Source organism: Tsukamurella paurometabola (genome assembly GCF_900631615.1).
GTDB lineage: Bacteria > Actinomycetota > Actinomycetes > Mycobacteriales > Mycobacteriaceae > Tsukamurella > Tsukamurella paurometabola_A.
Genome location: NZ_LR131273.1, coordinates 444,423 through 466,440 on the forward strand (window position 1 = coordinate 444,423; position 22,018 = coordinate 466,440).

Annotated in this window: 23 protein-coding genes and 1 tRNA gene; 7 read left to right on the plus strand and 17 right to left on the minus strand. The window is 68.4% G+C overall.

Going from position 1 to position 22,018, the window contains the following annotated elements; all coding sequences use genetic code 11:
* Positions 1–17 precede the first annotated feature (17 nt).
* Complete coding sequence (locus ELY19_RS02300) at positions 18–509, plus strand: SRPBCC family protein (protein WP_126194757.1); 492 nt, start codon at positions 18–20, stop codon at positions 507–509.
* Positions 510–588: 79 nt separating this feature from the next.
* Here the strand turns inward: ELY19_RS02300 and ELY19_RS02305 are convergent, their stop codons facing one another.
* From ELY19_RS02305 to mca, 3 genes are all read right to left on the minus strand, one after another.
* Positions 589–2,508 (minus strand): ArnT family glycosyltransferase, encoded by a 1,920-nt coding sequence (locus ELY19_RS02305; protein ID WP_126194758.1) that lies wholly within the window; start codon positions 2,506–2,508, stop codon positions 589–591.
* Between the two features lie 66 nt (positions 2,509–2,574).
* On the minus strand, positions 2,575–2,901 hold the full coding sequence (locus ELY19_RS02310) for a hypothetical protein (RefSeq protein WP_126194759.1): 327 nt from the start codon (positions 2,899–2,901) through the stop codon (positions 2,575–2,577).
* On the minus strand, positions 2,901–3,767 hold the full coding sequence (gene mca / locus ELY19_RS02315; RefSeq protein ID WP_126194760.1) for a mycothiol conjugate amidase Mca: 867 nt from the start codon (positions 3,765–3,767) through the stop codon (positions 2,901–2,903). Before mca ends, ELY19_RS02310 begins: the two co-directional genes overlap by 1 nt.
* A 61-nt stretch (positions 3,768–3,828) precedes the next feature.
* Here mca and ELY19_RS02320 point away from each other — a divergent pair, with 61 nt between their 5' ends.
* The 3 genes from ELY19_RS02320 to greA all read left to right on the plus strand — a co-directional run bounded on the left by ELY19_RS02320 (position 3,829) and on the right by greA (position 5,680).
* Positions 3,829–4,257: a DUF4307 domain-containing protein gene (locus ELY19_RS02320; protein ID WP_126194761.1), complete on the plus strand. Its 429-nt coding sequence runs from the start codon at positions 3,829–3,831 to the stop codon at positions 4,255–4,257.
* Positions 4,254–5,018, plus strand: a complete 765-nt coding sequence (locus ELY19_RS02325) for a queuosine precursor transporter (RefSeq protein WP_227967131.1) — start codon at positions 4,254–4,256, stop codon at positions 5,016–5,018. The genes ELY19_RS02320 and ELY19_RS02325 overlap by 4 nt, the downstream gene beginning before the upstream one ends.
* A 167-nt stretch (positions 5,019–5,185) precedes the next feature.
* Positions 5,186–5,680: a transcription elongation factor GreA gene (gene greA / locus ELY19_RS02330; protein ID WP_126194762.1), complete on the plus strand. Its 495-nt coding sequence runs from the start codon at positions 5,186–5,188 to the stop codon at positions 5,678–5,680.
* Positions 5,681–5,776: 96 nt separating this feature from the next.
* Here the strand turns inward: greA and ELY19_RS02335 are convergent, their stop codons facing one another.
* The 3 genes from ELY19_RS02335 to ELY19_RS02345 all read right to left on the minus strand — a co-directional run bounded on the left by ELY19_RS02335 (position 5,777) and on the right by ELY19_RS02345 (position 9,743).
* Positions 5,777–6,844: a polysaccharide deacetylase family protein gene (locus ELY19_RS02335; protein ID WP_126194763.1), complete on the minus strand. Its 1,068-nt coding sequence runs from the start codon at positions 6,842–6,844 to the stop codon at positions 5,777–5,779.
* 329 nt (positions 6,845–7,173) lie between these two features.
* Positions 7,174–8,346, minus strand: a complete 1,173-nt coding sequence (locus tag ELY19_RS02340) for a cystathionine gamma-synthase (RefSeq protein ID WP_126194764.1) — start codon at positions 8,344–8,346, stop codon at positions 7,174–7,176.
* Between the two features lie 14 nt (positions 8,347–8,360).
* Entirely contained in the window at positions 8,361–9,743 is a 1,383-nt protein-coding gene (locus tag ELY19_RS02345) for a cystathionine beta-synthase (protein ID WP_126194765.1), read from the minus strand.
* A gap of 70 nt (positions 9,744–9,813) precedes the next feature.
* Between ELY19_RS02345 and ELY19_RS02350 the strand changes: the two genes are divergently transcribed.
* A complete protein-coding gene (locus tag ELY19_RS02350; protein WP_126194766.1) occupies positions 9,814–10,731 on the plus strand; it encodes an SGNH/GDSL hydrolase family protein in 918 nt (305 codons plus the stop codon).
* 63 nt (positions 10,732–10,794) lie between these two features.
* On the opposite strand, the gene ELY19_RS02355 is transcribed toward ELY19_RS02350, so the two are convergent.
* The 3 genes from ELY19_RS02355 to ELY19_RS02365 form a co-directional block, all read right to left on the minus strand.
* The gene (locus ELY19_RS02355; protein ID WP_126194767.1) at positions 10,795–11,721 is read right to left on the minus strand and encodes a Bax inhibitor-1/YccA family protein; all 927 of its coding nucleotides are present in this window, start codon (positions 11,719–11,721) and stop codon (positions 10,795–10,797) included.
* A 129-nt stretch (positions 11,722–11,850) separates the two neighbouring features.
* Entirely contained in the window at positions 11,851–12,390 is a 540-nt protein-coding gene (locus ELY19_RS02360) for a Clp protease N-terminal domain-containing protein (RefSeq protein WP_126194768.1), read from the minus strand.
* A gap of 18 nt (positions 12,391–12,408) precedes the next feature.
* Positions 12,409–12,615 (minus strand): RNA polymerase subunit sigma-70, encoded by a 207-nt coding sequence (locus tag ELY19_RS02365; protein WP_068524404.1) that lies wholly within the window; start codon positions 12,613–12,615, stop codon positions 12,409–12,411.
* Positions 12,616–12,699: 84 nt separating this feature from the next.
* Here ELY19_RS02365 and ELY19_RS02370 point away from each other — a divergent pair.
* Both ELY19_RS02370 and ELY19_RS02375 read left to right on the plus strand, forming a co-directional pair.
* Positions 12,700–12,773: transfer RNA gene (locus tag ELY19_RS02370), tRNA-Leu, on the plus strand.
* Positions 12,774–12,924: 151 nt separating this feature from the next.
* The gene (locus tag ELY19_RS02375) at positions 12,925–13,791 is read left to right on the plus strand and encodes a DUF4062 domain-containing protein (protein WP_126194769.1); all 867 of its coding nucleotides are present in this window, start codon (positions 12,925–12,927) and stop codon (positions 13,789–13,791) included.
* On the opposite strand, the gene ELY19_RS02380 is transcribed toward ELY19_RS02375, so the two are convergent.
* From ELY19_RS02380 to ELY19_RS02415, 8 genes are all read right to left on the minus strand, one after another.
* Positions 13,788–15,266, minus strand: a complete 1,479-nt coding sequence (locus ELY19_RS02380; RefSeq protein WP_126194770.1) for a tyrosine-type recombinase/integrase — start codon at positions 15,264–15,266, stop codon at positions 13,788–13,790. The genes ELY19_RS02375 and ELY19_RS02380 overlap by 4 nt on opposite strands.
* Before the next feature lies 1 nt (position 15,267).
* Positions 15,268–15,897, minus strand: coding sequence for a recombinase family protein (locus tag ELY19_RS02385; protein ID WP_126194771.1), 630 nt, complete (start codon positions 15,895–15,897; stop codon positions 15,268–15,270).
* 237 nt (positions 15,898–16,134) lie between these two features.
* Positions 16,135–16,857: a putative phage terminase small subunit gene (locus ELY19_RS02390; protein WP_126194772.1), complete on the minus strand. Its 723-nt coding sequence runs from the start codon at positions 16,855–16,857 to the stop codon at positions 16,135–16,137.
* 205 nt (positions 16,858–17,062) lie between these two features.
* Positions 17,063–19,291: an AAA family ATPase gene (locus ELY19_RS02395; protein ID WP_227967132.1), complete on the minus strand. Its 2,229-nt coding sequence runs from the start codon at positions 19,289–19,291 to the stop codon at positions 17,063–17,065.
* Between the two features lie 140 nt (positions 19,292–19,431).
* On the minus strand, positions 19,432–19,707 hold the full coding sequence (locus ELY19_RS02400) for a hypothetical protein (protein WP_126194773.1): 276 nt from the start codon (positions 19,705–19,707) through the stop codon (positions 19,432–19,434).
* A complete protein-coding gene (locus ELY19_RS02405; RefSeq protein ID WP_126194774.1) occupies positions 19,707–20,519 on the minus strand; it encodes a hypothetical protein in 813 nt (270 codons plus the stop codon). Before ELY19_RS02405 ends, ELY19_RS02400 begins: the two co-directional genes overlap by 1 nt.
* Positions 20,516–20,794 carry a hypothetical protein gene (locus ELY19_RS02410; RefSeq protein WP_126194775.1) on the minus strand — a complete coding sequence of 93 codons (279 nt, stop codon included), beginning with the start codon at positions 20,792–20,794 and terminating at the stop codon, positions 20,516–20,518. Before ELY19_RS02410 ends, ELY19_RS02405 begins: the two co-directional genes overlap by 4 nt.
* 871 nt (positions 20,795–21,665) lie before the next feature.
* A complete protein-coding gene (locus tag ELY19_RS02415; protein WP_126194776.1) occupies positions 21,666–21,929 on the minus strand; it encodes a helix-turn-helix domain-containing protein in 264 nt (87 codons plus the stop codon).
* Between the last annotated feature and the right edge of the window lie 89 nt (positions 21,930–22,018).

The window sequence follows — 22,018 nt, forward strand, 5'->3', positions numbered from 1 at the left end:
CGACTAGCGTCGGCGTCATGAAGTGCACGACCTCCATCGAGATCGCCCTGCCGCTCGACCGCGTCGCACAGCTGCTCGCCGACCCGGCGCAGCTGCCGATGTGGCTGCGGGGCATGGTGGTCCACGAGCCGGTGCGCGGTGAGCACGGTGAGGTCGGCACCGTCTCGCGCGTGGTGCTCCGGTCGGGGAAGCGGACGATGGAAGTCACCGAGACGGTCACCCTCCGCGAGCCGGCGGACCTGCGCACGCTCCCCGAGGGCACCGTCGTGCGGTTCGAGCGGGAGATCGAGGGCGCGGGTATGTGGAACGCCGCGCGCGAGCGGCTCTCGGCGGCCGCCCCGGACCGGACGCGGTGGGAGAGCGAGAACGAGTACCGCTTCCGCAATCCGCTGATGCGGCTGATGGCGCTCCTGATGCCCGGCGCCTTCCGCAAGCAGCAGCTGCAGCACATGGAGGACTTCAAGGCCTTCGCCGAGCAGGGAACGGACGTCCGCGACGGCGGGGCCTGACCATCGGTCCTCTCCCGCCTTCGCCGCGAGCAGGTTGGCGCGACATTCCGACTCCCGCCCTTCGATGCGTGAGCCATGACTACGCCACCAGCTTGTAGACCGTCGCGCTTCCGACCTTGGTGGCGGTGAAGTTCTGCTCCACCCAGCTCTGGATCTCGGACTTACCGCCGCCGGGGCGGAAGCCGCCGGAGGCGACGTAGTACGAGACCTTCCCGTCCCTCACCCACTGCTGGAACTGCGCGAGCGTGGGCGCGGGGTCGGAGCCGCTGAACCCGCCGATGGCGATCACGGGCCTTCCGGAGTTCAGCTGTAGCGAGCCCTGGCTCTGCGCACCGTTCACCGCCGCCGCCCACTGGGTGGTGGTGCCCTTGAGCAGCGAAACCAGCTCGGCGTTCGCCTTCTCGTCCGGCCGCCCGGCGGCGCCGCGCGCACCGTCGGGCAGCTCGACGCCCGCCGGCAACTCAACCTTCGCCCCGCCGCCCGACGGTGCCCTCCCGTCGCGCCCACCACCGGGCCCGCCGCCGACCATGTCGCCGGATTTCGCGGTCTTCACGGCGGTGGGCACGCCGCCGCTGTGCGCAGTGCCGGCCGTCGAGACGGAGAACGCCGCCGTCGCGACGCCGCCCGCGAGCAGCGCGAGCACCACCGCGGCGGCCACCGCCCGGCCGGTGCCGCGACGGGTCACGATGAGCGCGACGACCGCCACCGCCATCAGGACTCCCACGACGATGCCCAGGGCCGGCCAGGCGTATCCCGCCCGCCAGGCGCGGACGATGCCCCAGCCGCCGGCGGCGAGCACGAGCGCGACCAGCGCGAGCGTGCCGGGCACCGTCGACCTGCGACTCCACGCGACGGCCGCGCCGCCGCCCACGAGCACCGCGATCGCCGGCGCCAGGGCCACGGTGTAGTACGGGTGCACGGTGCCGCTCATGAACGAGAACACCACCCCGGTCACCGCGAGCCACGTGCCGAACACCGTGAGTCCCAGCGCGAGGTCGCGTTCGAGGCGGCGGCGTGCCACCAGGGCGAGACCGATCAGCAGGACCAGCAGCGCCGCGGGCAGCAGCCAGGAGATCTCGTTGCCGAACTCGTTGCTGAACAGGCGCGCCGGACTCGGAGTGCCGCCGAACGAGGTGCCCGTCGCGCCGCTCCCGCCCGGCCCGCCACCGCCGCCGAAGCCGGAGTCGCCGCCGCCGTTCCCGACGATGCGTGCGAGGCCGTTGTAGCCGAGCACGAGGTCCATGAACGTGCCGTCCTTCGAGCCGCCGATGTACGGGCGCGAGGACGCGGGCCACAGCACCGTCAGCAGCACGTACCAGCCGGCCGAGGCGACCACGGCCACGACGCCCAGCGCGAGGTCCCGCGCCCGCCGCAGCCAGGTGGTCGGCGCGAACAGGAGATACGCGAGGCCGAAGCCGGGGAGCACGAGCAGGCCCTGCAGCATCTTGGTGAGGAAGGCGAGGCCGAGCAGCGCGCCGCACGCGACGAGCCACCGCCACGAGGCCGCCTGGCACGCCCGCACCGTGCAGTAGGCGGCGGCGGTCATGAGCAGCACCAGCAGGGCGTCGGGGTTGTTGAACCGGAAGATGAGAACGGCCGCGGGCGTCAGCGCGCACACGGCACCGGCCAGCAGCGCGCCACCCGTCGCGGTCCGGCCCGCCAACGAGCCGAGGAGCCGGCGCGTGGTCACGTAGACCAGTCCGACGGTCCCGACCCCCATCAGCGCCTGCGGCAGCAGGATCGACCACGAGGAGAGGCCGAACACACGGACGGACAGGCCGGTCACCCACAGCGCCGCGGGCGGCTTGTCGACGGTGATCACGTTTCCCGGGTCGAGCGAGCCGAACAGCCAGGCCTTCCAGCTCAGCCCGCCGGCCTGCGCCGCGGCGGCATAGAAGTCGTTGCCGTAGCCGCTGATCGACAGGTTCCAGCAGTACAGCAGCGCCGTGGCGGCGAGCAGTGCGGTCACGGCGCAGCGCCGCGGAGTCAGGTACGTCACGGATCCCACCCTCGCGGGCGGAACTGGGCGACCCCGGCCGTAAGCCTGGGAGGTCGCTGTGAGGCCCTACCGGGGCCCGTCGCCCCCGTCACCGTCGGATCCGCCCGACGGTGCGCCGTCGCCCTTCGTCAGCGAGGCACCGTCGGCCTCGATCCCGGCGTGGTCGGTGCCGCCGGCCTCGTCGCCCTCGCCGGGCGCCTCGTCCTCGAAGGACTCGGGGAGGTTGCGGACGTGCTTGTTCATGGAGCGGATGAGCAGGAAGGTGACGGCCAGGAGCACGACGATGACGGCCAGGCCGAGCGGCCCCGACTTGCCGAACTCGGGCCCCTTGGGTTTCTGCGGGTCCTGGGCGAGGATCGCCACGTCGCTCGCGAGCTGTAGCAGCGGTCCCATCACTTCTCGATCCCGCTGAACAGGTCCTTCTCGGGCATCCTGCTGCTCACAGTGGTCTTCGCCAACTCGTACTCCTCGGTCGGCCACAGTCGCTGCTGCCACTCCATCGGCACCGCGAAGAAGGGGCCGTTGGGGTCGATCTGGGTCGCGTGCGCACGCAGTGCGTCGTCGCGGACGGGGAAGTACTCGCCGCACTCGACCTGCGTGGTCACGCGCGCCATCATGTCGTTCTTCTCATCCTTCCACCGGGCGAGCCACTCGGTGTAGGGGTTCTCGAGGCCGTGCTTCTCGAACTCGTCGGCGAAGGCCTGGAACTTGCCGCGGAGGAAGCCGTGGCTGTAGTAGACCTTCGAGATCTGCCAGGGCTCGCCGGCGTCGGGGAACTGCTCGGGATCGGCCGCGGCCTCGTACGCCGCCATCGAGACGGTGTGGGTCATGATGTGGTCCGGGTGCGGGTAGCCGCCGTTCTCGTCGTACGTGATCATCACGTGCGGGCGGAACTCGCGGATGAGCCGCACCAGCGTCTCCGTCGGCACCTCGACCGGCTCCAGCGCGAAGCAGCCCTCCGGGAGCGGGGGCAACGGGTCGCCCTCGGGCAGGCCCGAGTCGACGAACCCGAGCCAGCGGTGCTCGACACCCAGGATCGCGGCGGCCTTGGCCATCTCCTCACGACGCACCTCGGGCAGGCGGTCCTTGACGCCCGCGACGTCCATCGCGGGGTTCAGGATGTCGCCCCGTTCGCCGCCCGTGAACGTCGCGACCAGCACGTCGTTCCCCTCGGCCGCGTACCGCGCCATCGTGGCGGCGCCCTTGCTCGACTCGTCGTCCGGGTGCGCGTGAACGGCGAGGAGGCGGTATCCGGTCATGACCCCCAGTGTTCCACGATCGGCCGAGGGCACGCCGAGCCGGGTGTGCTTCCATGGAGGCATGTCGACCGCCCCCGTGCGCCCCTCCGATCGCTATCCCGACGAGCGCGATCCCGCCCGCGCGCGCCGGATCGGCGTCATCGGGCTGGTCGTGGTCGTGTTCCTCGGTGTCGGGCTCGCATGGATCGGCTACCAGAAGTTCTCGCGGCAGCCGGTCACCGGCGAGACCGCGGGCTACGAGGTGCTGTCCGATTCGGCGGTGGACGTGCAGGTCACCGTCACCCGCACCGACCCGCAGCAGGCCGTCAGCTGCATCGTCTACGCCAAGAACAAGGCGGGCGACGAAATCGGCCGGCGCGAGTTCTACGTCGCCCCGTCGGCGGACCCCGTCATCGTGGTCACCAGCGAGGTGCGCACCACCGAACCGCCCGCCGTGGGCGATGTCTTCGGTTGCGGCACGAACGTGCCCGCGTATCTTGACCGTGCGTGAGCACTGACAACTCCCCCACCCCGAAGTCTGGGCAGCCGGCCCGCGTCCGCGTGCGGCCGGCGTTCGCCACGGTCTCCAGCTACTACTTCCCCATGCTCGTCGGCCTCTTCGTCGGCGTCATGATCATCAGCAACATCACGGGCACCAAGGCCGTGTTGTTCGCCCCGTCGCTGCACTTCGAGTTCCTCGGCCTGCAGGTCGACGGCATCGCCACCGACGGCGCCTTCTACCTCTTCCCCCTCGCTTACGTCCTCGGCGACGTGATCTCCGAGGTCTACGGCTTCCGCGCCATGCGCCGCGTGATCCTCACCGGCTTCGCGATCCTCGCCCTGGCCGCGCTGTGCTTCTGGGTGACCACGCTGCTGCCGCCCGCGCCGGGCTGGCCCAACGACGAGGCCTTCAGGACCGTCGCCGGGGTGGTGCCGCGCTTCCTCATCGCCGGCCTCGCGGGTTATCTCGTGGGCGAGTTCATGAACTCCTGGGTCCTGGTGCGGATGAAGGCGTGGACCGGCGAGAAGCACCTCTGGTCGCGCCTGCTCGGGTCCACCGTGGTCGGGGAGTTCTTCGACACCCTGGTGTTCTGCTCCATCGCCGCGCCCGCGCTGGGCTTCACCAGCCCCGGCCAGTTCCTCAACTACCTGATCCTCGGTTTCGTGTGGAAGACGCTGGTCGAGATCGTCATCATGCCGCTCAGCTACGCGCTGTGCGGCTACCTCAAGCGGCGCGAGCCCACCTACCAGCAGGCACTGCAGGCCGCCTGAACCGAATACCCGTTTCCGTTTCCCATGCTAGAATCAGCGGATACACGGTTCCGCATGGAGCCGTGTATTGCTGCATTTACGGGCCCCGGGCGCCGTTCCGGGGCCGGTCGGCTGCGGGATGGCGAGTCCCACAGCAGGCCGTGCCGACTACGACGAAGGACGAAGAAATGACGGACACTCAGGTGACGTGGTTGACCCCCGAGTCCCACGAGCGCCTCAAGAACGAGTTGGACGCGCTGATCGCCAACCGCCCCGTCATCGCCGCCGAGATCAACGAGCGCCGCGAAGAGGGCGATCTCAAGGAGAACGGCGGTTACCACGCTGCACGCGAGGAGCAGGGCCAGCAGGAGGCGCGCATCCGCCAGCTGCAGGAACTCCTCAACAACGCCAAGGTCGGCGAGGCCCCCACCCAGTCGGGTGTGGCGCTGCCGGGCTCGGTCGTGAAGGTGTACTACGACGGTGACGAGAAGGACACCGAGACCTTCCTCATCGCCACACGCGAGGAGGGCGCGCAGGACGGCAACCTCGAGGTGTACTCCCCGAGTTCGCCGCTCGGTGCCGCGCTCATCGACGCCAAGGTCGGCGAGACGCGCGAGTACACCATCCCGAGCGGTGCCGTCGTCAAGGTCACGCTGGTCAGCGCGGAGCCCTACCACTCGTAGGCTCCCCGCACCACGAGAATGCGGCCCGCCCCTTCGAGAGGGGCGGGCCGCATTTCGCGTTCCGCGGCCGGCGGTCGGTCGGCCGGTGGAGCCCGGTCAGCCGGCGCGGCTGCGCAGCAGCTGGCTGACCGTGACGAAGGCGTAGCCCTGGTCGCCGAGCTGCGTCATCATGCGGTCCATCGCCGTCGCCGAAGCGGAGAACGTGTCGTGCAGCATCACGATCTGCCCCGGCTTCGCTTTGAGCAGCACCTGGGTCAGCCCGTCGGGGTTGGCCTGGTAGTTGTAGTCCATCGAGTCCAGGTCCCACAGGATCTGGGTCAGGCCCAGCCGCTTCCCCGCGTCCACGACCGCCGGGGAGGTGTGGCCGCCCATCGGCCGGAACAGCGTCGGCGCGCTGCCCACGGACGCGCGGATCGCGTCGTTGGTCTGCTGCAGCTGCGCGGTGGTGTCGGTGTCCGAGAGCGTCGTCATGTCCGGCTGGGTCCAGGTGCCGTTGGCGACCTCGTTCCCGGTGCCCGCGATCGCGGTCATGATGTCGGGGTTGAGGTTCACCTGCGCGCCCGTCACGAAGAACGTGCCCTTGGCACCGTGACTGTCGAGGATCTGCAGGAACTGCCGGGTCACGGGGCCGGGGCCGCCGGAGAAGGTGAGTGCGATGCACTTGCTCCGCGCGCAGTCGACGCTGCCGTCGGGCAGGTACACGGGCTTGGTGACCGGTTTCGCCGCCGCCTGCGGGGCGGGCGCGGGCGCCGAGGTGCCGCCGCCCTCGCCCGACGGTGCCCCCTCGCCCCGGTTCGCCGCGTCGCCGCCCGCGGGCGCGGTGGGCGCGGGAGGTACCGCGGCCGCGGTGGGCCCGGCGACCGTCGGCTGCGGCTTCGCCGGCGCACTCGGCGGCGGCACCACGACGGTCATCGTGGCGGGCGGCTGCGGCGACGGCGGAGCGGTCGTCTGCCCGGAGGGCGGAGCCCCCGGATTGATGCCGGCGCCCGGCGTCGCGGAGGCGCCCGACGGGGCCGACGGCAGCGGGTCGAACGTGAGACTCGAACCGAGACGGCTCGGGTCGCCGCCGGTGACGCCGCATCCGACCGCGACGGCAGCGGCGATCACGAGGACGCTCCCCGCCACCGCGAAATTGCGGACCTTCCGGCTCTGCTTCGGCCTCACGAACACACTCCAGCCACTTGTGTCACTTTCTACAACAAGCGCCACTTTAGTCCCACGAACCTTAAAGGGGAAGTCGAAGGTTCAGATGGTGACCGAGTCGTTACTGCCGGCCGCCTCCCATGCGGTCGCCGATCGGACATTTCTCGTAGGTTTCTGCGCCGGATCCCGCCTCGGAGCTCGCAGAACGCCTCGAAAGATGCGGCCGCGCCCGTCTCAGGCGCACTGTTGGCGCCCCCTGTCCGACCCGGTGCCCGTCGACGAGCACGACGAGCGCGGTCCGGTCACGGCTGAGCTGGTACGGCGCCGACGTCGACGCGGGTACTGCGGGGTCAGCTGAACGCGTTCTCCAGATCGGCGATGAGGTCGCCGATGTCCTCGATGCCGACGGACAGCCGCACCAGGTCCTCGGGGACCTCGAGCTGCGAGCCGGCGGTGGAGGCGTGGGTCATCGCGGCGGGGTGCTCGATCAGCGACTCGATGCCGCCGAGCGACTCCGCGAGGGTGAAGACCTCGGTCCGGGCGCAGAACCGCTGCGCGGCCTCGCGGCCGCCGGCGAGGCGCACGGAGATCATGCCGCCGAAGCGCTTCATCTGCTTGGCCGCGACCGCGTGGTTCGGGTGGCTCTCCAGGCCCGGGTACAGCACCGTCGACACCTCGGGACGGCCGGAGAGGAACTCGACGATCTTCTCCGCGTTGTCGCAGTGCCGGTCCATGCGGACGCCGAGCGTCTTGATGCCGCGCAGCGCGAGGTAGACGTCGAACGGGCCGGGCACCGCGCCCGCGCCGTTCTGCAGGAAGGCGAAATCGGTGTCGAGCTGCTCGTCGTTGGTCACCAGCGCGCCGCCGACGGTGTCACTGTGCCCGCCGAGGTACTTGGTCACCGAGTGCAGCACCACGTCGGCGCCGAGCGTGAGCGGCGTCTGCAGGTACGGACTGGCGAACGTGTTGTCCACCACCAGCTTCGCGCCGCCGGCATGGGCCACCTCGGCGAGGGCCTCGATGTCGCCGATGTTGAGCAGCGGGTTGGTCGGCGTCTCGATCCACACCAGCTTGGTGTTCGGGCGGATCGCGGCGCGCACGGCGTCGACGTCGTTGACGGCGGCGGGCGTGTGCTCGATCCCCCACTGCGAGAACACCTTGTCGATGAGGCGGAAGGTGCCGCCGTAGGCGTCGTCGGGGATCACCAGGTGATCGCCCGGGCGCAGGGTGGCGCGCAGCAGCGTGTCGGTGGCCGCCATGCCGGAGGCGAAGCCCCGGCCGAAGGTGCCCTCCTCGATCGCGGCGAGGTTCGCCTCGTACGCGCGCCGGGTGGGGTTGCCGGTGCGGGCGTACTCGAAGCCGCCGCGCATGCCGCCGACGCCGTCCTGGGCGAAGGTGGAGCTGGCGTAGATCGGGACGTTGACGGCGCCGGTCAGCGGGTCGGGCTCGTAGCCGGCGTGGATCGCGCGGGTCGAGAAGCCCTGCGCCGCGTGCTTGTCGATCGCGCTCTTCTGCTCGCTCATGTCGCTGGCCCTTTCTACTTGCCGTGGGAGAGGAAGTTCAGCACGTCGTGCCGGGTGATCACGCCGACGGGCTTGCCGTCGTCGATCACCATGAGGGCGTCGGACTCGCGCAGCGCGGTGTTGGCGGCCGAGATCGGCTGGCCCGCACCGATGAGCGGGAACGCGGGGCCCATGTGCTTGCTCACCGGGTCGGCGAGGTTCGCGCGGCCCTCGAAGACCGCGGAGAGCAGCTCCCGCTCGGTGACGGCACCCGCGACCTCGCCGGCCATGATCGGGGGCTCGGCGCCGACGACGGGCATCTGCGAGACGTTGTACTCCGCGAGGATCTCGATGGCGTCGCGGATGGTCTCCGACGGGTGCGTGTGCACCAGGTCGGGCAGCTCGCCCTTCTTGCCGCGCAGGATGTCTCCGACGAGGGCCTCCTGCTCGTTGGGGTCGAGGGGCGCGCGCAGGAAGCCGTAGCTCGACATCCACTTGTCGTTGAAGATCTTCGACAGGTAGCCGCGGCCACCGTCGGGCAGCAGCACGACGACGACCGCGTCGGGGTCGCGCTCGGCGACGCGCAGCGCGGCGACGACGGCCATGCCGCACGAACCGCCTACGAGGAGGCCCTCCTCGCGGGCGAGGCGCCGGGTCATCTCGAAGGAGTCGGCGTCGGAGACGGCGATGATCTCGTCGGGGACGTCGGGGTCGTAGGCGGTGGGCCAGAAGTCCTCGCCCACGCCCTCGACGAGGTAGGGCCGGCCGGTGCCGCCGGAGTAGACCGAGCCCTCGGGGTCGGCGCCGACGATCTTGACCGTGCCGCCGGAGATCTCCTTGAGGTAGCGGCCGGTGCCGGTGATGGTGCCGCCCGTGCCGACGCCCGCCACGAAGTGGGTGATCTTGCCCTCGGTGTCGCGCCAGATCTCCGGGCCGGTGGTCTCGTAGTGCGAGGCGGGACCGTTGGGGTTGGAGTACTGGTTCGGCTTCCAGGCGCCCGGGATGTCGCGCGTCAGGCGGTCGGAGACGTTGTAGTACGAGTCGGGGTGCTCCGGCGCGACGGCGGTCGGGCACACGACGACCTCGGCGCCGTAGGCCTTGAGGACGTTGCGCTTGTCCTCGCTGACCTTGTCCGGGCACACGAAGACGCATTTGTAGCCGCGCTGCTGCGCGACGATCGCGAGGCCCACGCCGGTGTTGCCGGAGGTCGGCTCGACGATGGTGCCGCCGGGCTGGAGCTCACCCGATGCCTCCGCGGCGTCGATCATCTTCACCGCGATCCGGTCCTTACTGGACCCGCCGGGGTTGAGGTACTCGATCTTCGCCGCGACCAGGCCCGACCCGGGCTTCACCACGGAGTTCAGTCGCACCAGTGGGGTGTCGCCGATCAACTCGCTGACGTGTCCTGCGATACGCATGCCTCCATCGTCCCAGAGCGCCCGGTACGCCTCACGCCCGGTCCACGGCAGGACGTCTAGATTGGTGAGCATGGGGTACTCCCGAAGCCGGCTCGCCCGTGACGCGCTGTACACCTCGGCGGCCGCCGTCAGCGGCGCCGGAGCCACCTGGGGCGCCTACGCCCTGCTCACCAAGCAGGCGCGCACCGCGCGCACCGTCATTCCCCACCGCACCGACATGGCGCCGTCGAAGGACGGCATCTACTCGCCCGGCACCACCGTCGTCGAACGGCCGGGGCCGCACGTCTCCGCCGACGTGAGCCTCATGGTCTTCGGCGACTCCACGGCCGCGGGCCTCGGGGTCGACGATGCCGAGCACACCCCCGGCGTGCTCCTCGCGCGGGGCGTCGTGGCGGAGACGGGCCGTACGGTGCGGCTCGCGGTGAAGGCGATCGTGGGCGCGACGTCGAAGGGCTTGGCCGGGCAGATCGAGGCGGCGTTCATCGCGAAGCAGATCCCCGATGTAGCCGTCATCATCGTCGGCGCGAACGACGTGACGGCGCTGAACTCGATCGAGCCGTCGGCGCGCCGGCTCGGGGCGGCGGTCGCCCAGTTGCGCGGCGCGGGCGCCGAGGTCGTGGTGGGCACCTGCCCGGACATCGGGGTGGTGCAGGCGATCCCGCAGCCCCTGCGGTCGGTGATTCGGCGGTACGGGCTGCAGCTCGCGGCGCGGCAGCGGGCGCACGTGCTGGCTGCGGGCGGGCATCCCGTGCCCTTCGCCGACACCTTGACCCCCGAGTTCCTCGATGCGCCGGAGCGCATGTTCTCGCCGGACAACTTCCACCCGTCGGCAGCGGGCTACGAGCTGGCGGCGCGGCTGCTGCTCCCCGAGGTGCTCGCCGCGCTCGGCGAGTGGCACGGCCCGCTCCCCTCTCCGCCGGAGGTCTCGGAGGCCGCCGACGCGAACCGGCTGACGGCGCGGTTGGGGCGCGCCCTGCGCCGGGGCTGACGCGGCCCGGACACGCCGAACGCCCCGCAGCCCAGGGCTGCGGGGCGTTCGCGCGGGTAGTGACTAGTCGCTGCTGTAGAAGTAGCTCAGCAGGCGCAGGATCTCGACGTACAGCCAGACCAGCGTGACGGTCAGGCCCAGGGCCACGCCCCACGCCGCCTTCGACGGTGCGCCGGCGCGGATCAGCTGATCCGCCTGGTCGAAGTCCAGCAGGAAGCTGAACGCCGCGATCGCGATGCACACCAGCGAGAAGATGATCGCGATGGTGCCGCCGCCGCGCAGCGGGTTCGACTCGCCGCCGGTGACCATAGCAATGACCATGTTGCCGAGAGCCAGCACCAGCACGCCGATCATGGCCGCGAACAGCATGCGGGTGAAGCGCGGGGTCACGCGGATCGCGCCGGTCTTGTAGACCACGAGCATGCCGATGAACACGCCGATGGAGGCAAGTACAGCCTGGCCGATGAGGGCACCGGCGCTGGGGCCGCCCTGCGAGACCGTGATGGCCGCGAACACGAAGGAGATCGAGCCGACGAACAGACCTTCGAGCGCCGCGTACGACAGCACGATGGCGGGGTTGTCCTGCTTGCGGCCGAAGCTCGCGATCATCACCAGGATGAAGCCGCCGATAGCGCCGACGAGCATGAGCGGCATCGCGGATACGATGCCTCCTGCAATCAGCGCATAGGCCGCGACCGCGAACGCAATGAGCACGCCGAGCGTCGCCGCGGTCTTGGTGACCACGTCGTCGATCGTCATCGTGCCGGAGCCCGTGCCCTGCTGGTACGGGGCCTGCGGCGGCTGCTGGTACTGCTGGAACTGCATGCCCTGGGCGGCGCCTGCGGCACCCATCCCCAGGTTCATGCCCTGCGGGTATCCCTGCTGCTGACCGTAGCCCTGCTGCGGGTAGCCCTGCTGATAGCCGGCGGGCGCCTGCTGGCGGGTCTCCTTGGTCAGCCCGCGGAAGATCGGGTTGCTGCTTTCGCGCACCGTGGGGTCCTTTCCCTGGTCGTGCACCTGTACGTACTGTTCAACGCTCGAGTCGGCGGTTGCGTTCCCGATTCTTGCGACAATTCTTTACGAACAGCTTAACCGTGTCCCGGCGGGAGTGCAGGTGGCTTACGCCGCAGGCCGGTCCAACAGGCTGTACAGCCGCTGGCGCAGCTCGTCGCGCGGCACCACGGACTCGACGGCCGCGAGCGCGTCGGCATCGTCGCTGCGCAGCACACCGAGAACCATGTGGGCGCCGTCGATCGTGCGGTCCTTTCGGTGCGCCGCCTCGCGCACCGCGAGTTGCAGCGTCTTCTTCGAGGCGGGATCGAAGGGGATGTGACCGGCGCGGAACTTCTTGCGGATGGGCCGCAGGATGTCGAAACCGAAGCGCTTCTCGACGGCGTCCGCGACGGCGCCCACGTCGATCCCGATGCCGCGCAGTGCCTCGGCGTCCTGGTCGGTGAGCACGCGGCCCGCGGCGGAGGCGCGCACCGCCTCGGGCGTGAGGCCGACGTCGGTCAGCTCGCGCTGCAGTGGACCGTCGACGGTGCCGAGCACACCGAGCAGCAAGTGGGTGGGAGTGATCTTGTCGGCGCCGCTGTCGCGCGCCTCCTCCTGGGCGAGTACGACCGCGACGCGGGCACTCTTGGTGAACCGTTCGAACACAGCAGTCCTGTTCCCGGCTTACTTGCCGTACTTCTTGTGCACCGCCTGGCGGCTGACCGCGAGATGTTCCGCGATGTCCTGCCAGGACCAGCCGAGATTCCTGGCGTTGGACACCTGGACCGCCTCGAGTTGGTCGGCCAGCTTCCGCAGTGCGACGACGGCGCGGAGCCCCTCCGCGGGGTCCTCCGACGCCGCCGATCCGACGAGGGTGGGTGGTGAGCTCACACCCGTCAATTTACGTTGACACTTCCGCCTTGTCAACGCATGTTGACGGATCCGACGGTGCGCCGCACGCTACGCTTCCCTCGCGCCCCCATAGCCCAATTGGCAGAGGCAGCGGACTTAAAATCCGCACAGTGTCGGTTCGAGTCCGACTGGGGGCACTGCATCACCGCAGGCAGGCCAGGTTTTCCCGGCTCACCTAGGTACTACCACCCCGGCCGCGCTACCCCCGTGCTACCCAACATGCGTGAGCCGGGGTGGTATCTCGCAAAAAGGATCGAGCTTGTCGGTGCCGCATGCGACGATCTGCGCATGGGATTCGACGCACACGTACTCAAAGTGATGATCTCGTCGCCAGGCGACACCACAGACGAGGTTCAGGCCGTCAAGGACGCACTGTACGGCTGGAACGGGTCGCGGTCCGAGAACGCCGAAACGGTTCTACTACCCCGCTTCTGGAAGACTGACGCGGTGCCAACGCTCAGTAGTTCCGGAGGTCAGAGCGTCATCAATTCGCAACTCCTCGACGATGCAGACATCGTCATTGTGTTGTTTGATTCTCGGCTCGGCCAAGCCACCGACACCGCAGTATCGGGGACCGCGGAAGAGATTGAGCGGGCGGACGGTGCGGGCAAGCCCGTTCATGTTTGGTTTTCGGACGAGCCGATCGACCGACACACGGACCTCAAAGAGTTGGGGCGCCTGAAGAAGTTCCGAGACGAGTTGGAGGACAAGGGGCTGCTCGGCGTCTACGCCGACCTGAACGACCTCGCCTACAAGGTGCGCGACGCAGTGGAATCCGACATCTCCAAAATGGGACTCGGAACACCGTCGGTCAAACGAAAAGGTGAACACGCGAAGCCTCGCGCCAAGATCCGGTCGTGGCGCGAACAGGACGGAATCGACAGACGATCCGGCGCTGCAAAATTTAAAACCAGAAATCGCCTCGTGCTAGAAAATCTATCCGACACCGTGACCGCTGAGGGACTTACAGTGGACCTCGGCGAGTTGGAATCGTGGGTCAGGCGCCCAACTACGGAGCCTTTCGACCTACCACCCGACTCTCCCCTTGAATGGGTTGCCCTACTTGTCGGCGACATCCCTCCTCAGTTGACGGTCACCTTCCGCTGGACAGAGGACGGCAACGAACATTCATTCGATCAGCCCCTCACAATCTAAGGGCCGAATAGTTGAATAACCGGGGCGAGGTCCGCTGCCTCTGCCAATTGGGCTATCGAAACCGGCGCGGGCAGGTTGTTGAGCGCGCCGCCGTCTTCTTCGGGGATCCAGTCGCCGTAGGTGTCCAGGGTCAAGGTGAACGTGCCGTGACCTAGCCACTTGGACACCTGCATGAAGTGCACCCCGGCCATCAGCTGCATGGTGGCGAAGGTGTGGCGCAGATCGTGCAGACGGACTCCTTGGTGCGCTGGTTCAGCGGGCCGGGTTTTCGTCGCGGGCTTAGCGGGCTGGCTCGCTGGCAGTCCTACCGCGAGCAGCGCGGGCTTAAGGATCGTGTCGTAGAAGGTGCCCATCGCCAATGGCTGAGACCAGTCCAACGGCACCGCGTACCGCTCCCCCGCCGCACGATGCCCTCCGCCGTTCTTCCGGCTCGGCCACAACGGCGCAGTCGGCTCGTCAGCGCGAGGATGAACGTTCCGTAGGTAGGCGTGCATCCGCTCTGCGAGCCAGCCTGGCAGCGGCACCGAGCGGCGAGACTTCCGGCTCTTGGGGGTGCTGGTGGTCCACGCGCCGCCCTTACGCTCCTTGGTCCGCTGCACCCGGACCGCGCACTGAACCGTCGGTGTGGAGTCGCTGCCAGGGCGGGTAGTGAACAGGAGATCCCCCACCTCTAGACCGGCGTTCTCGGCGCTGCGGAGACCGCTGTACGCGAGGAAGTCCACCATCAGCGCATACACCGGGTACGCCGGAAGCTCCGCCGACGGCTTACCGTCCAACTCTCCTCCGACGGCCGCGCTCAGCTTGGCGACCTGCGCCGCCGTCAGCGGGTGATGCTCGAACTTGTCGTGGTCGCCCGTGGCGCGATTGGTCGCAAAGTCCACCCGGTCGCATGGGTTCGCCGTCAGCGCGCCTTGCTGGAGTGCGTACCGCATCACTCGACGGAACGTGCCCCACGCGTGCTTCACGGTCGCGGGCTTGATCGGCTCTCCCCCATTCTGCCGCGACTGCTGCCCAACCAGACCCGCGAGGAAAAGCTCGCAGTCTCGCGGCGTGATGCTCGCGACCGCCCTGCCTCCGAAGTGATCCAGCGCGTAGCGCCGCAGCACCTTCTCGTAGTCGTCGAGGGTGCGCTGCTTCAGTCGGCCCTGCGCCACCTTCAGCGCCTGACTCTCGATCCACGCCTGGGCGTAGTGCCCGAACGGTAGATCGCCGGCGACCTTCTGATCCGCGAGCGCGGAGGTGCCGTTGGTGTGGCGGGCGGCGTTCAGCTCGTCACGACGAGCCTCGGCCAGCTCTCTCGTCGGGAACGTCTCCTGCCGGTTGGCCGTCTTCTTGCGACCGTTCGGCTTCGCGGGGTCCACCGGGATCGGCAGGCCGTAGTCGTCTCGCTCGGTCTCCTTCCAGATGACGACGTACGCCTTCACGGGCTTGCCGCGATGTCGCGTGGCGGTATCCCGCGTCTTGATCCAAGCCACGTCAGGCTGCCTTTCGTTCGATGCGGGCCAGGGCTCGCCTGACCGAGCTGTAGCTCCATTCGCTGCCGCCCTTGGCGGTGGGGATTCCCTCGTTGGTGAGCGTGCTGGCGATGGCCTTAGCGCCGAGGCCCTGCGCGGCGAGCACCTGGATGCGCCGCTGAGCCGAGACGCTGATCAGGCCGGGGTCGCCCTTGCTGCGCTTCTGGTCCAGGGCTTCGCGGGTACGGGTGCCGATCTTGCGGCGTTCCTCTGCGGCCACAGCCAGGCGCACATCCGCTACGAGACGCTGGCTCGGGTCGCCGCTGTCGGCGCCCTCGCAGTCCAGGAGTCGCCATCCGTAGTCGTTGGCTCGCTTCATGATCTTCGCGGCGTCCAGCTGGTCGCGGGTGACACGGTCCAGGGCGCGGACGAGTAGCCCTTGCGCCACTCCGCTTTCCACTGCGGCGACGGCGACCTCACGGCCGAACATCGCGTCGTTCTTCGCGCCGCTGACCACGTCCGTCGTGACCGTGAGTAGTTCGTGACCGCGAGCCGCACACCACTGTGCGAGTGAATCGCGCTGCGCTTCAAGACCGAGACCGCTGACCCCTTGATTCTGCGTACTGACCCTGACGTATCCGATGACTCTCATCCGTTGTCTCCCTTGCTGTGTGGTTCAGGGGGCGCGGCCCTGCCTGCACCCCATGCACCCCACGTTACCGCACTGTGAGGTGCATCACTATTGACGAATATCTGTGTGCTGTCGATTGATTCGCGTATCGCTCAACGTCGTTGTAAGCGCTGACGCCACGCGCCCCACACCCGCGGGCCAGGCCGCCCCGCCAAGCTGGCAGCGGGGCAGCCAGGCCACCGCGATAGCCCCTTGCCGCTACCCGGTGCGGCCCCGGCGCTTGCCGGTGGGCGCGGGCGGCGGCGTGGTGGCACGGAGCTGCGCGAGGGCCGTCTCCATGTCCATCAGTCCCGTGTCGCGCGGCTTCGGTGTCGCCGGCTCCTCGCTGGGCCGCGGACGTGGCTCGGGGTCCTCGACCTCGACGTCGATCACGTTGGACGCTGCGAGCTCTTCCGTGATCCACGCGGTGTCGGCGTCCTGGTCCTCGGCCACGCCACGCTCCCCGCGGGAGGCCGCACGGCTACCGCCCGTGAGCGTTGCCATGCCAGATAGCAACTGCTCGAACGGCTTCGGGTCCACGGAGACCTCCACGGCGGTCTTCGGGCTGAGGCCAGCGCGGTCGAGCGCGTCCTTGATCGCGGCCAGCTTCACGTTGTCCGGGGCGTCGTCGCTGACAGCGATCTTCAGGAGCTCCTTCGCCATGCGGTCGGCGGCCATCTCCAGGCGGACGCGGGCCTTCGCCTTCACCTGCGGCGAGCGGCCTCCGTGCGTGGCGCACACGGTTCCGCCGTTGATAGCGGCTCTGCGGCACGGGTCGCCGTTGGTGCGATGCGCGGTGCACTGCCGTTCTGGTCGTCGGCCGTCCTGCCATGCGGTGTCGAATACGTCTTCCAGGTCTGCCACCTTCGATGGCTCCAGGCCACCCGCGTCCTGATCGTCGACCGCCTCGCGTTCGACATCGTCGTAGTTGTTCTCGGTCATCATCTGTCCTTTCAACTGAATTCTGTTTCTGTGTGGGCTATTCCGAGCTGGTAGCGCCACATACCCCTATTGCGCGCGGGGAAATACCCACCTTTGCTTCTAGGGGGTTATGGGGGTATCTGGGGGCTTCTGGTGCCAGGTAGCCAGGTGCCCAGATGCCCCCAGAAGCCACCGGTTGCCACAGGTACAAACGCGGGGCATGTGGCTACCCCCGTGCCTTGAACGTGTTCGGCGGCAGTCCCCACGTCCATCGGTCGACCTTGCCGCTTTCGCCACGGATCGGCGTCTTGACGATCAGTAGCTTGCTCGCGGCGTTCGCCACCGTCTTCTCGCTGCATCCGGTCTCCGCGCTGACCATCCGGCGAACCTCCTTCGCGTCCATCGGCCCACCAGCGAGGAGTTCCTTCAACATTCGTGCGGCCTCGTCTCTTGACGGTGCCGCCTTACGTGCGTCCGGCTTGGCGCCGTCGGCACCGACCAGCTGATCGGCGTCCTCGTCGAGCACCCCGGCCCATGCCACGACCGGCGAGTCGGCGTCGTGAGGACTGGATGTCAGGCGATACCCAAGGGCCGAGGGTGTCCGCGACAAGTTCCCCTTGATTGACGCCAGCCCGTGAGTGGCATCCGTGTTCTGACGTTCGTCGCTGGGTGGGAGCTTCGCCGCCAACAGCGACGACCGCGCCAGAGCCGTAAACGCGATGGAGCCCCCGCCACGATGCTTAGCGCTCATGCCGGTGGCCTTGTTCAGGTGCCGCACCAGCACCACCGCTGTGCCGGTCTGCTCGGCTACATCGGCGATCTCCATCAGCGCCTTACGGTTTGCCGTGTCGCTTCCCGGCCTCACGGCATCCGACATGAACGCGGTGATCGGATCAACAATGACCAGCGCCGCATCGACCTCTTCGATCGCCTTCTTCAAGCGGTCAACATCGTCCGGGATCAGGAAGGGGACGGGCCGTCCGTTTTCGTCGCGCGGGCGTGCGAGCGTCGCCACCCGCTGCATGTCGGCACCGGCGGCGAGCAACCGCGGCACGACGGTGTCAGCCAGGTCGTCTTCCACGCCGACCAACACCACCGACGCCGGTTCGTTCAACCCCTTCTCGTTGCGGGTTTCACGCTCACCGACCATCGTCGTCGGCCACGGACCGCCGCGAGTGACCAGCGCCGCCCACGTGAGGGTCATCGTCGATTTGCCCACGTCCGGCTCGCCCTCGAACATCGTCAACTTGCCGCGCGGAATCCAGGGCCACCACAGCCAGTCCACCTTCTTCGGCGTCACATCGGCCAGCGACTCAGTGAAGCGCCGACCGGCATCCCCGGCCGAGCCGTCGGTGTTCGGCTTCAACACAGCCCGGGACCGGGTGCCGTCCTCGTTGGCGACCCACCCCGACCTCGGCCCCCAGATACCGTCTAGCTCGAACGCACCGCCGCTGTAGAAGTCCAACGCGACGTAGTCGGGATCGCCGGCGACGACGCGCAGCGCGCTGGTCAGAGACCGTTGGAACTCGCCGGAATCGTGCCCTGGGGAGTCACCCACCGCTTCGAATAGCGCTTCCACGGTGATCAGCGCGGTGCGCACGCCGGGTTCGCCCTTCGCGCCGAGCCGGACAAGGCCGAGCGTCGCGGAGTTCATGGTTGAGTGGCGGTCAGCGCCGTCCTCGATCGCGGCCTCCACCTCGCGGACCTTCGCGGCGACCGTCGCGCTCATCGCGCCGCTACGGAAGCCGTCGAGTACCGCGCAGCCCTCCGCAGGGGTGCCCTTCGCATGGACGGGAGACGCTACGGGCGCTTCCGGCAGGATGGCTCCGAGTTCCGCGACTTCGAGCCACCCGGCCTCTGCATTCACCGAGCACCGCGCAGGCACCGGCTCGTCAGGGACCTTCCAGTTGGTCGACCCAGGGCACCGGAGCACGCGGTCGATGTTGAACACCGAGTCCACGTGCCCGTCGGGGTTGATCTCTGCGGCGACCTGCCGCACCAGGGCTGCCCATCGCGCACTGATCGTCTTCCAGGCCACCGCTCCGTCGGTGATGGTCGGCGCATCTCGGACGCGCCATATCGGTTGCAGGCCATGCCCGCTCTCGATCACCACGGCAGGCGCACAGCCGAGCGCCGCGGCGAGCTTTTCGATCACCTGCTCGCACTCCGCCAGCGACGCCAACCCCTTGTCCTTCACGCCGGGGATTACGACGTCCAGGTCCACGTACAGGGCGAGCCCCCGCGAGACGTCCGCCTCGCCACCCTTGCGTGAGATGCCAGGCTCCAGGGTCAGCGGGTTGGGCGAGAACCACACGTTGACGTCGTCGGGCGGCGACCACCCTTGTCCCAGGAGCTCGACACGCATCGTCCGTCCTCGAAAGGGCGTCGTGTGGTCTGGCTCCTGGGTGCAGACGCTGACCACGGCGTCGTCCTCGTGCCCGAGCACGAGCAGCACTTCGTAGAGACCGACAGAGTTGTCGCCGCATCTGTATGACGGCAACGGAATACCGTCCAGATCGGAGTTGCTTGTATGCTTCAAGATGCAGCCTTCAGGTTGTGGTATCCGTTGCCCTACAACGGATATGGAGGGTCAGCTCAGCTGACCCGAGAGCTCTTGCTCGCCGTGTGGAAATCGGTCGGGACGGCCTCGAGGACAGCGTTCTCGGGGTCGTCCGTTCGTTTCGAGCAGACGCACAGCGCCTCCAGGCCGACGCCCAGCGTTGAGATGCACACCGTGCGCCCGCTACTGCCAGCCGCACCGTTGCATCCGACCCGGACGACGCCAGGCCGCAGCGCGGCATCAACCTTGACGGCCGCGTACACCGCCCATCCGGCCAGCCAGGCCAGGGCGGCGATCTCGACGGCGCTCATCACCAGAACCCCTGATCAGGCCAACCGACGGACGCGGGCCAGGTGTCGGATCGGCCGGCGATCCAGTCCGTGCGAACTGGCACGCCTTGGTCGGCCATAGCCTGCGCCTCGCTGTAGACCGACCAGTGGCATGACTGGCAGCTCGGCAACAGGTAGGTCGTCCCGCCCGAATCGACGATCATGAAGTCGTCCAGTCCGCGCGACCCGCACCGCGTCACCCGACAGAACGCGCACTCGCGGACCGTGACGTGCTTCGCGATGTACTGGCAGAGGCGGTAGGCGGTCCAGTATCCGGGGACGACCAGGAACTCATAGTTGCCCTCGTGACCGCCCGCGAGAATCACCGTCGGTACCGGGCTACCGCCGTGCTCTGCGACCGCGACCGCAGTGGGATAGGTCTCGGCGTCGCGGACTACCTTTTCGCGCTCGCCGCGGTCGGCGGCGTTACGAAGCGTGACCCTGCGCTTCTCCTCCTCGGTCGGTACGTATCCGCCGTGCATCGGCATCCGTTCCCGCCCGCAGTTCGTCTCGAGGTAGCCCCACGGCATCCCTTCGGAGTGAAGCTCGCCAGCACGGGCACGCTCGACCGCCCTCGCGACCGACCGGAGGTAGCGCGTAGCGCCCTGCGAGTACCGAACGTCACGGCTCTTGTCCCTCAGCGGGCTCTCGCTGTGCTCCATGACCGTCAGGTACTGGTCGCACGTGGAGTTCGAGGTCGCGCGCAATGACGGGTCGGTGTACTCACGGTCGGACAGCGCCGGGAACTGCTCAAACTCGGGCTTCCAGCCCGGATCGGGGATCGGCCCGCTCATGCGGCACCCCCGCGCTGAACGGCGGGGCGAGCCAGGCTCTTGACCCACAGGTACAGGTCGCGCTCGCTGAAGTAGTTGCAGCCGCTGATCTTGAACACCGGGAGCTCGCGCCCCTCGATCGCGGACCTCATGCGGGTCTTCGTCACCGGGACGTTGAACACGTCGTTGATGAACTCGACCGCGCCGTCGCGTCCGCGGATCGTCGGCATCTCGTTCAGGGTGATGGGGCCGACCGTCTCGGTCGGACGAGCAGGGGTGGCGGTCGCCTTACTCATGTCAGTAACCTCTCGAATTGGATATTGCGCAGCGTTTGTTTTGCCATTCGCGTCTTGAAACAAATGGACTGGCGTACTGCCGTTGCCCCATTGTTTGCGTTGCGCTGGCCCACTATAAGCACAGCTGCAGCCCGGCGCGCAACCACCAATTTGCGCAGAGATAGTCCAGCGCAACAGGTTTCATCCATGATTGCTTTGTCCGATTTATTTCGACCACACTAGGGGGTAATTGCCGCCCGCCAATAGCCCCGCTGCCCGATTTTCTTTCTGTGTGCGTGCAGGGGTGCGCGCCGGAGAAGTCAACCGACGTGTGCGCTAGGTGTAACGTCGAGCCTGTGGGTGCCGAAAAAATATTCTCCTGCCCGGTCTGCCGCGGCCCGATCGAGCCGCCAGGGGTCCGGACCCACGTCGTGGTGTACCGGTCGCGCAGGCGGCTCGACGTGATGTCGAGACGCTGGGAGCTGGTGTGTCGATCGTGTGCGACATTGGGCAGCCTCGAGGGCTCAGGTGAGATTGGGATCGAGTCGCCGAGCGGGCGCACCGTGGCGACGCCCGTGTCACCCGGAGCGCTCACGCTTCACGAGTGCGTGACATGTGCGCGGCAGTTTCTGGCCGGCGAAGACTCGTTCCTCAAGGTCGCGACCTGTTCATCGACGTGTCGTTGGTCCTACTACCGCAACCGAGACCGGCCCACGCCCTCCGCTGCGAGTTGTTGTCGCGGTTGCGGGTCGCCTATGGAAGGTCGATCAGACCGGCGATACTGCTCATCGGCGTGCCGACAACGGGACTACCGCTCACGAAAGAACGCACGCAAGTGACGCCCTCACCGAAGCGACTGTGCCGCCGTGGAGTACGGGCCCAAATTGTGGAGCTACGGTAGCTCCCTGGTTTCGAGAGGAAGCCCGTCAAGTAACGCTCCCGGCGATGTGTCAAGGCCGTGCGCGAGCTTGAGGATGGAGTCGATGCGGCTACTCCGCTGCCCGCGCTCGGCGCGGGCGTAGTAGCTCCAGTGCACCCCCGCCTTCGCGGCGGCGGCTTCCTGCGAGAGTCCGAGTTCCTCGCGTCGAGCGCGCAACCGTCGGCCGAACTCCACCACGGCGGGCGTGGGCGGCGTCGGTTCGGCAGCTGGACTCATAGCGGCATCCACTACAGCGGGTTGCGGCCAGACGGACCAGAGCCAATCGGTCCACGGCCAAACGGTTTAGTATTCGATTCCAGCCGGAT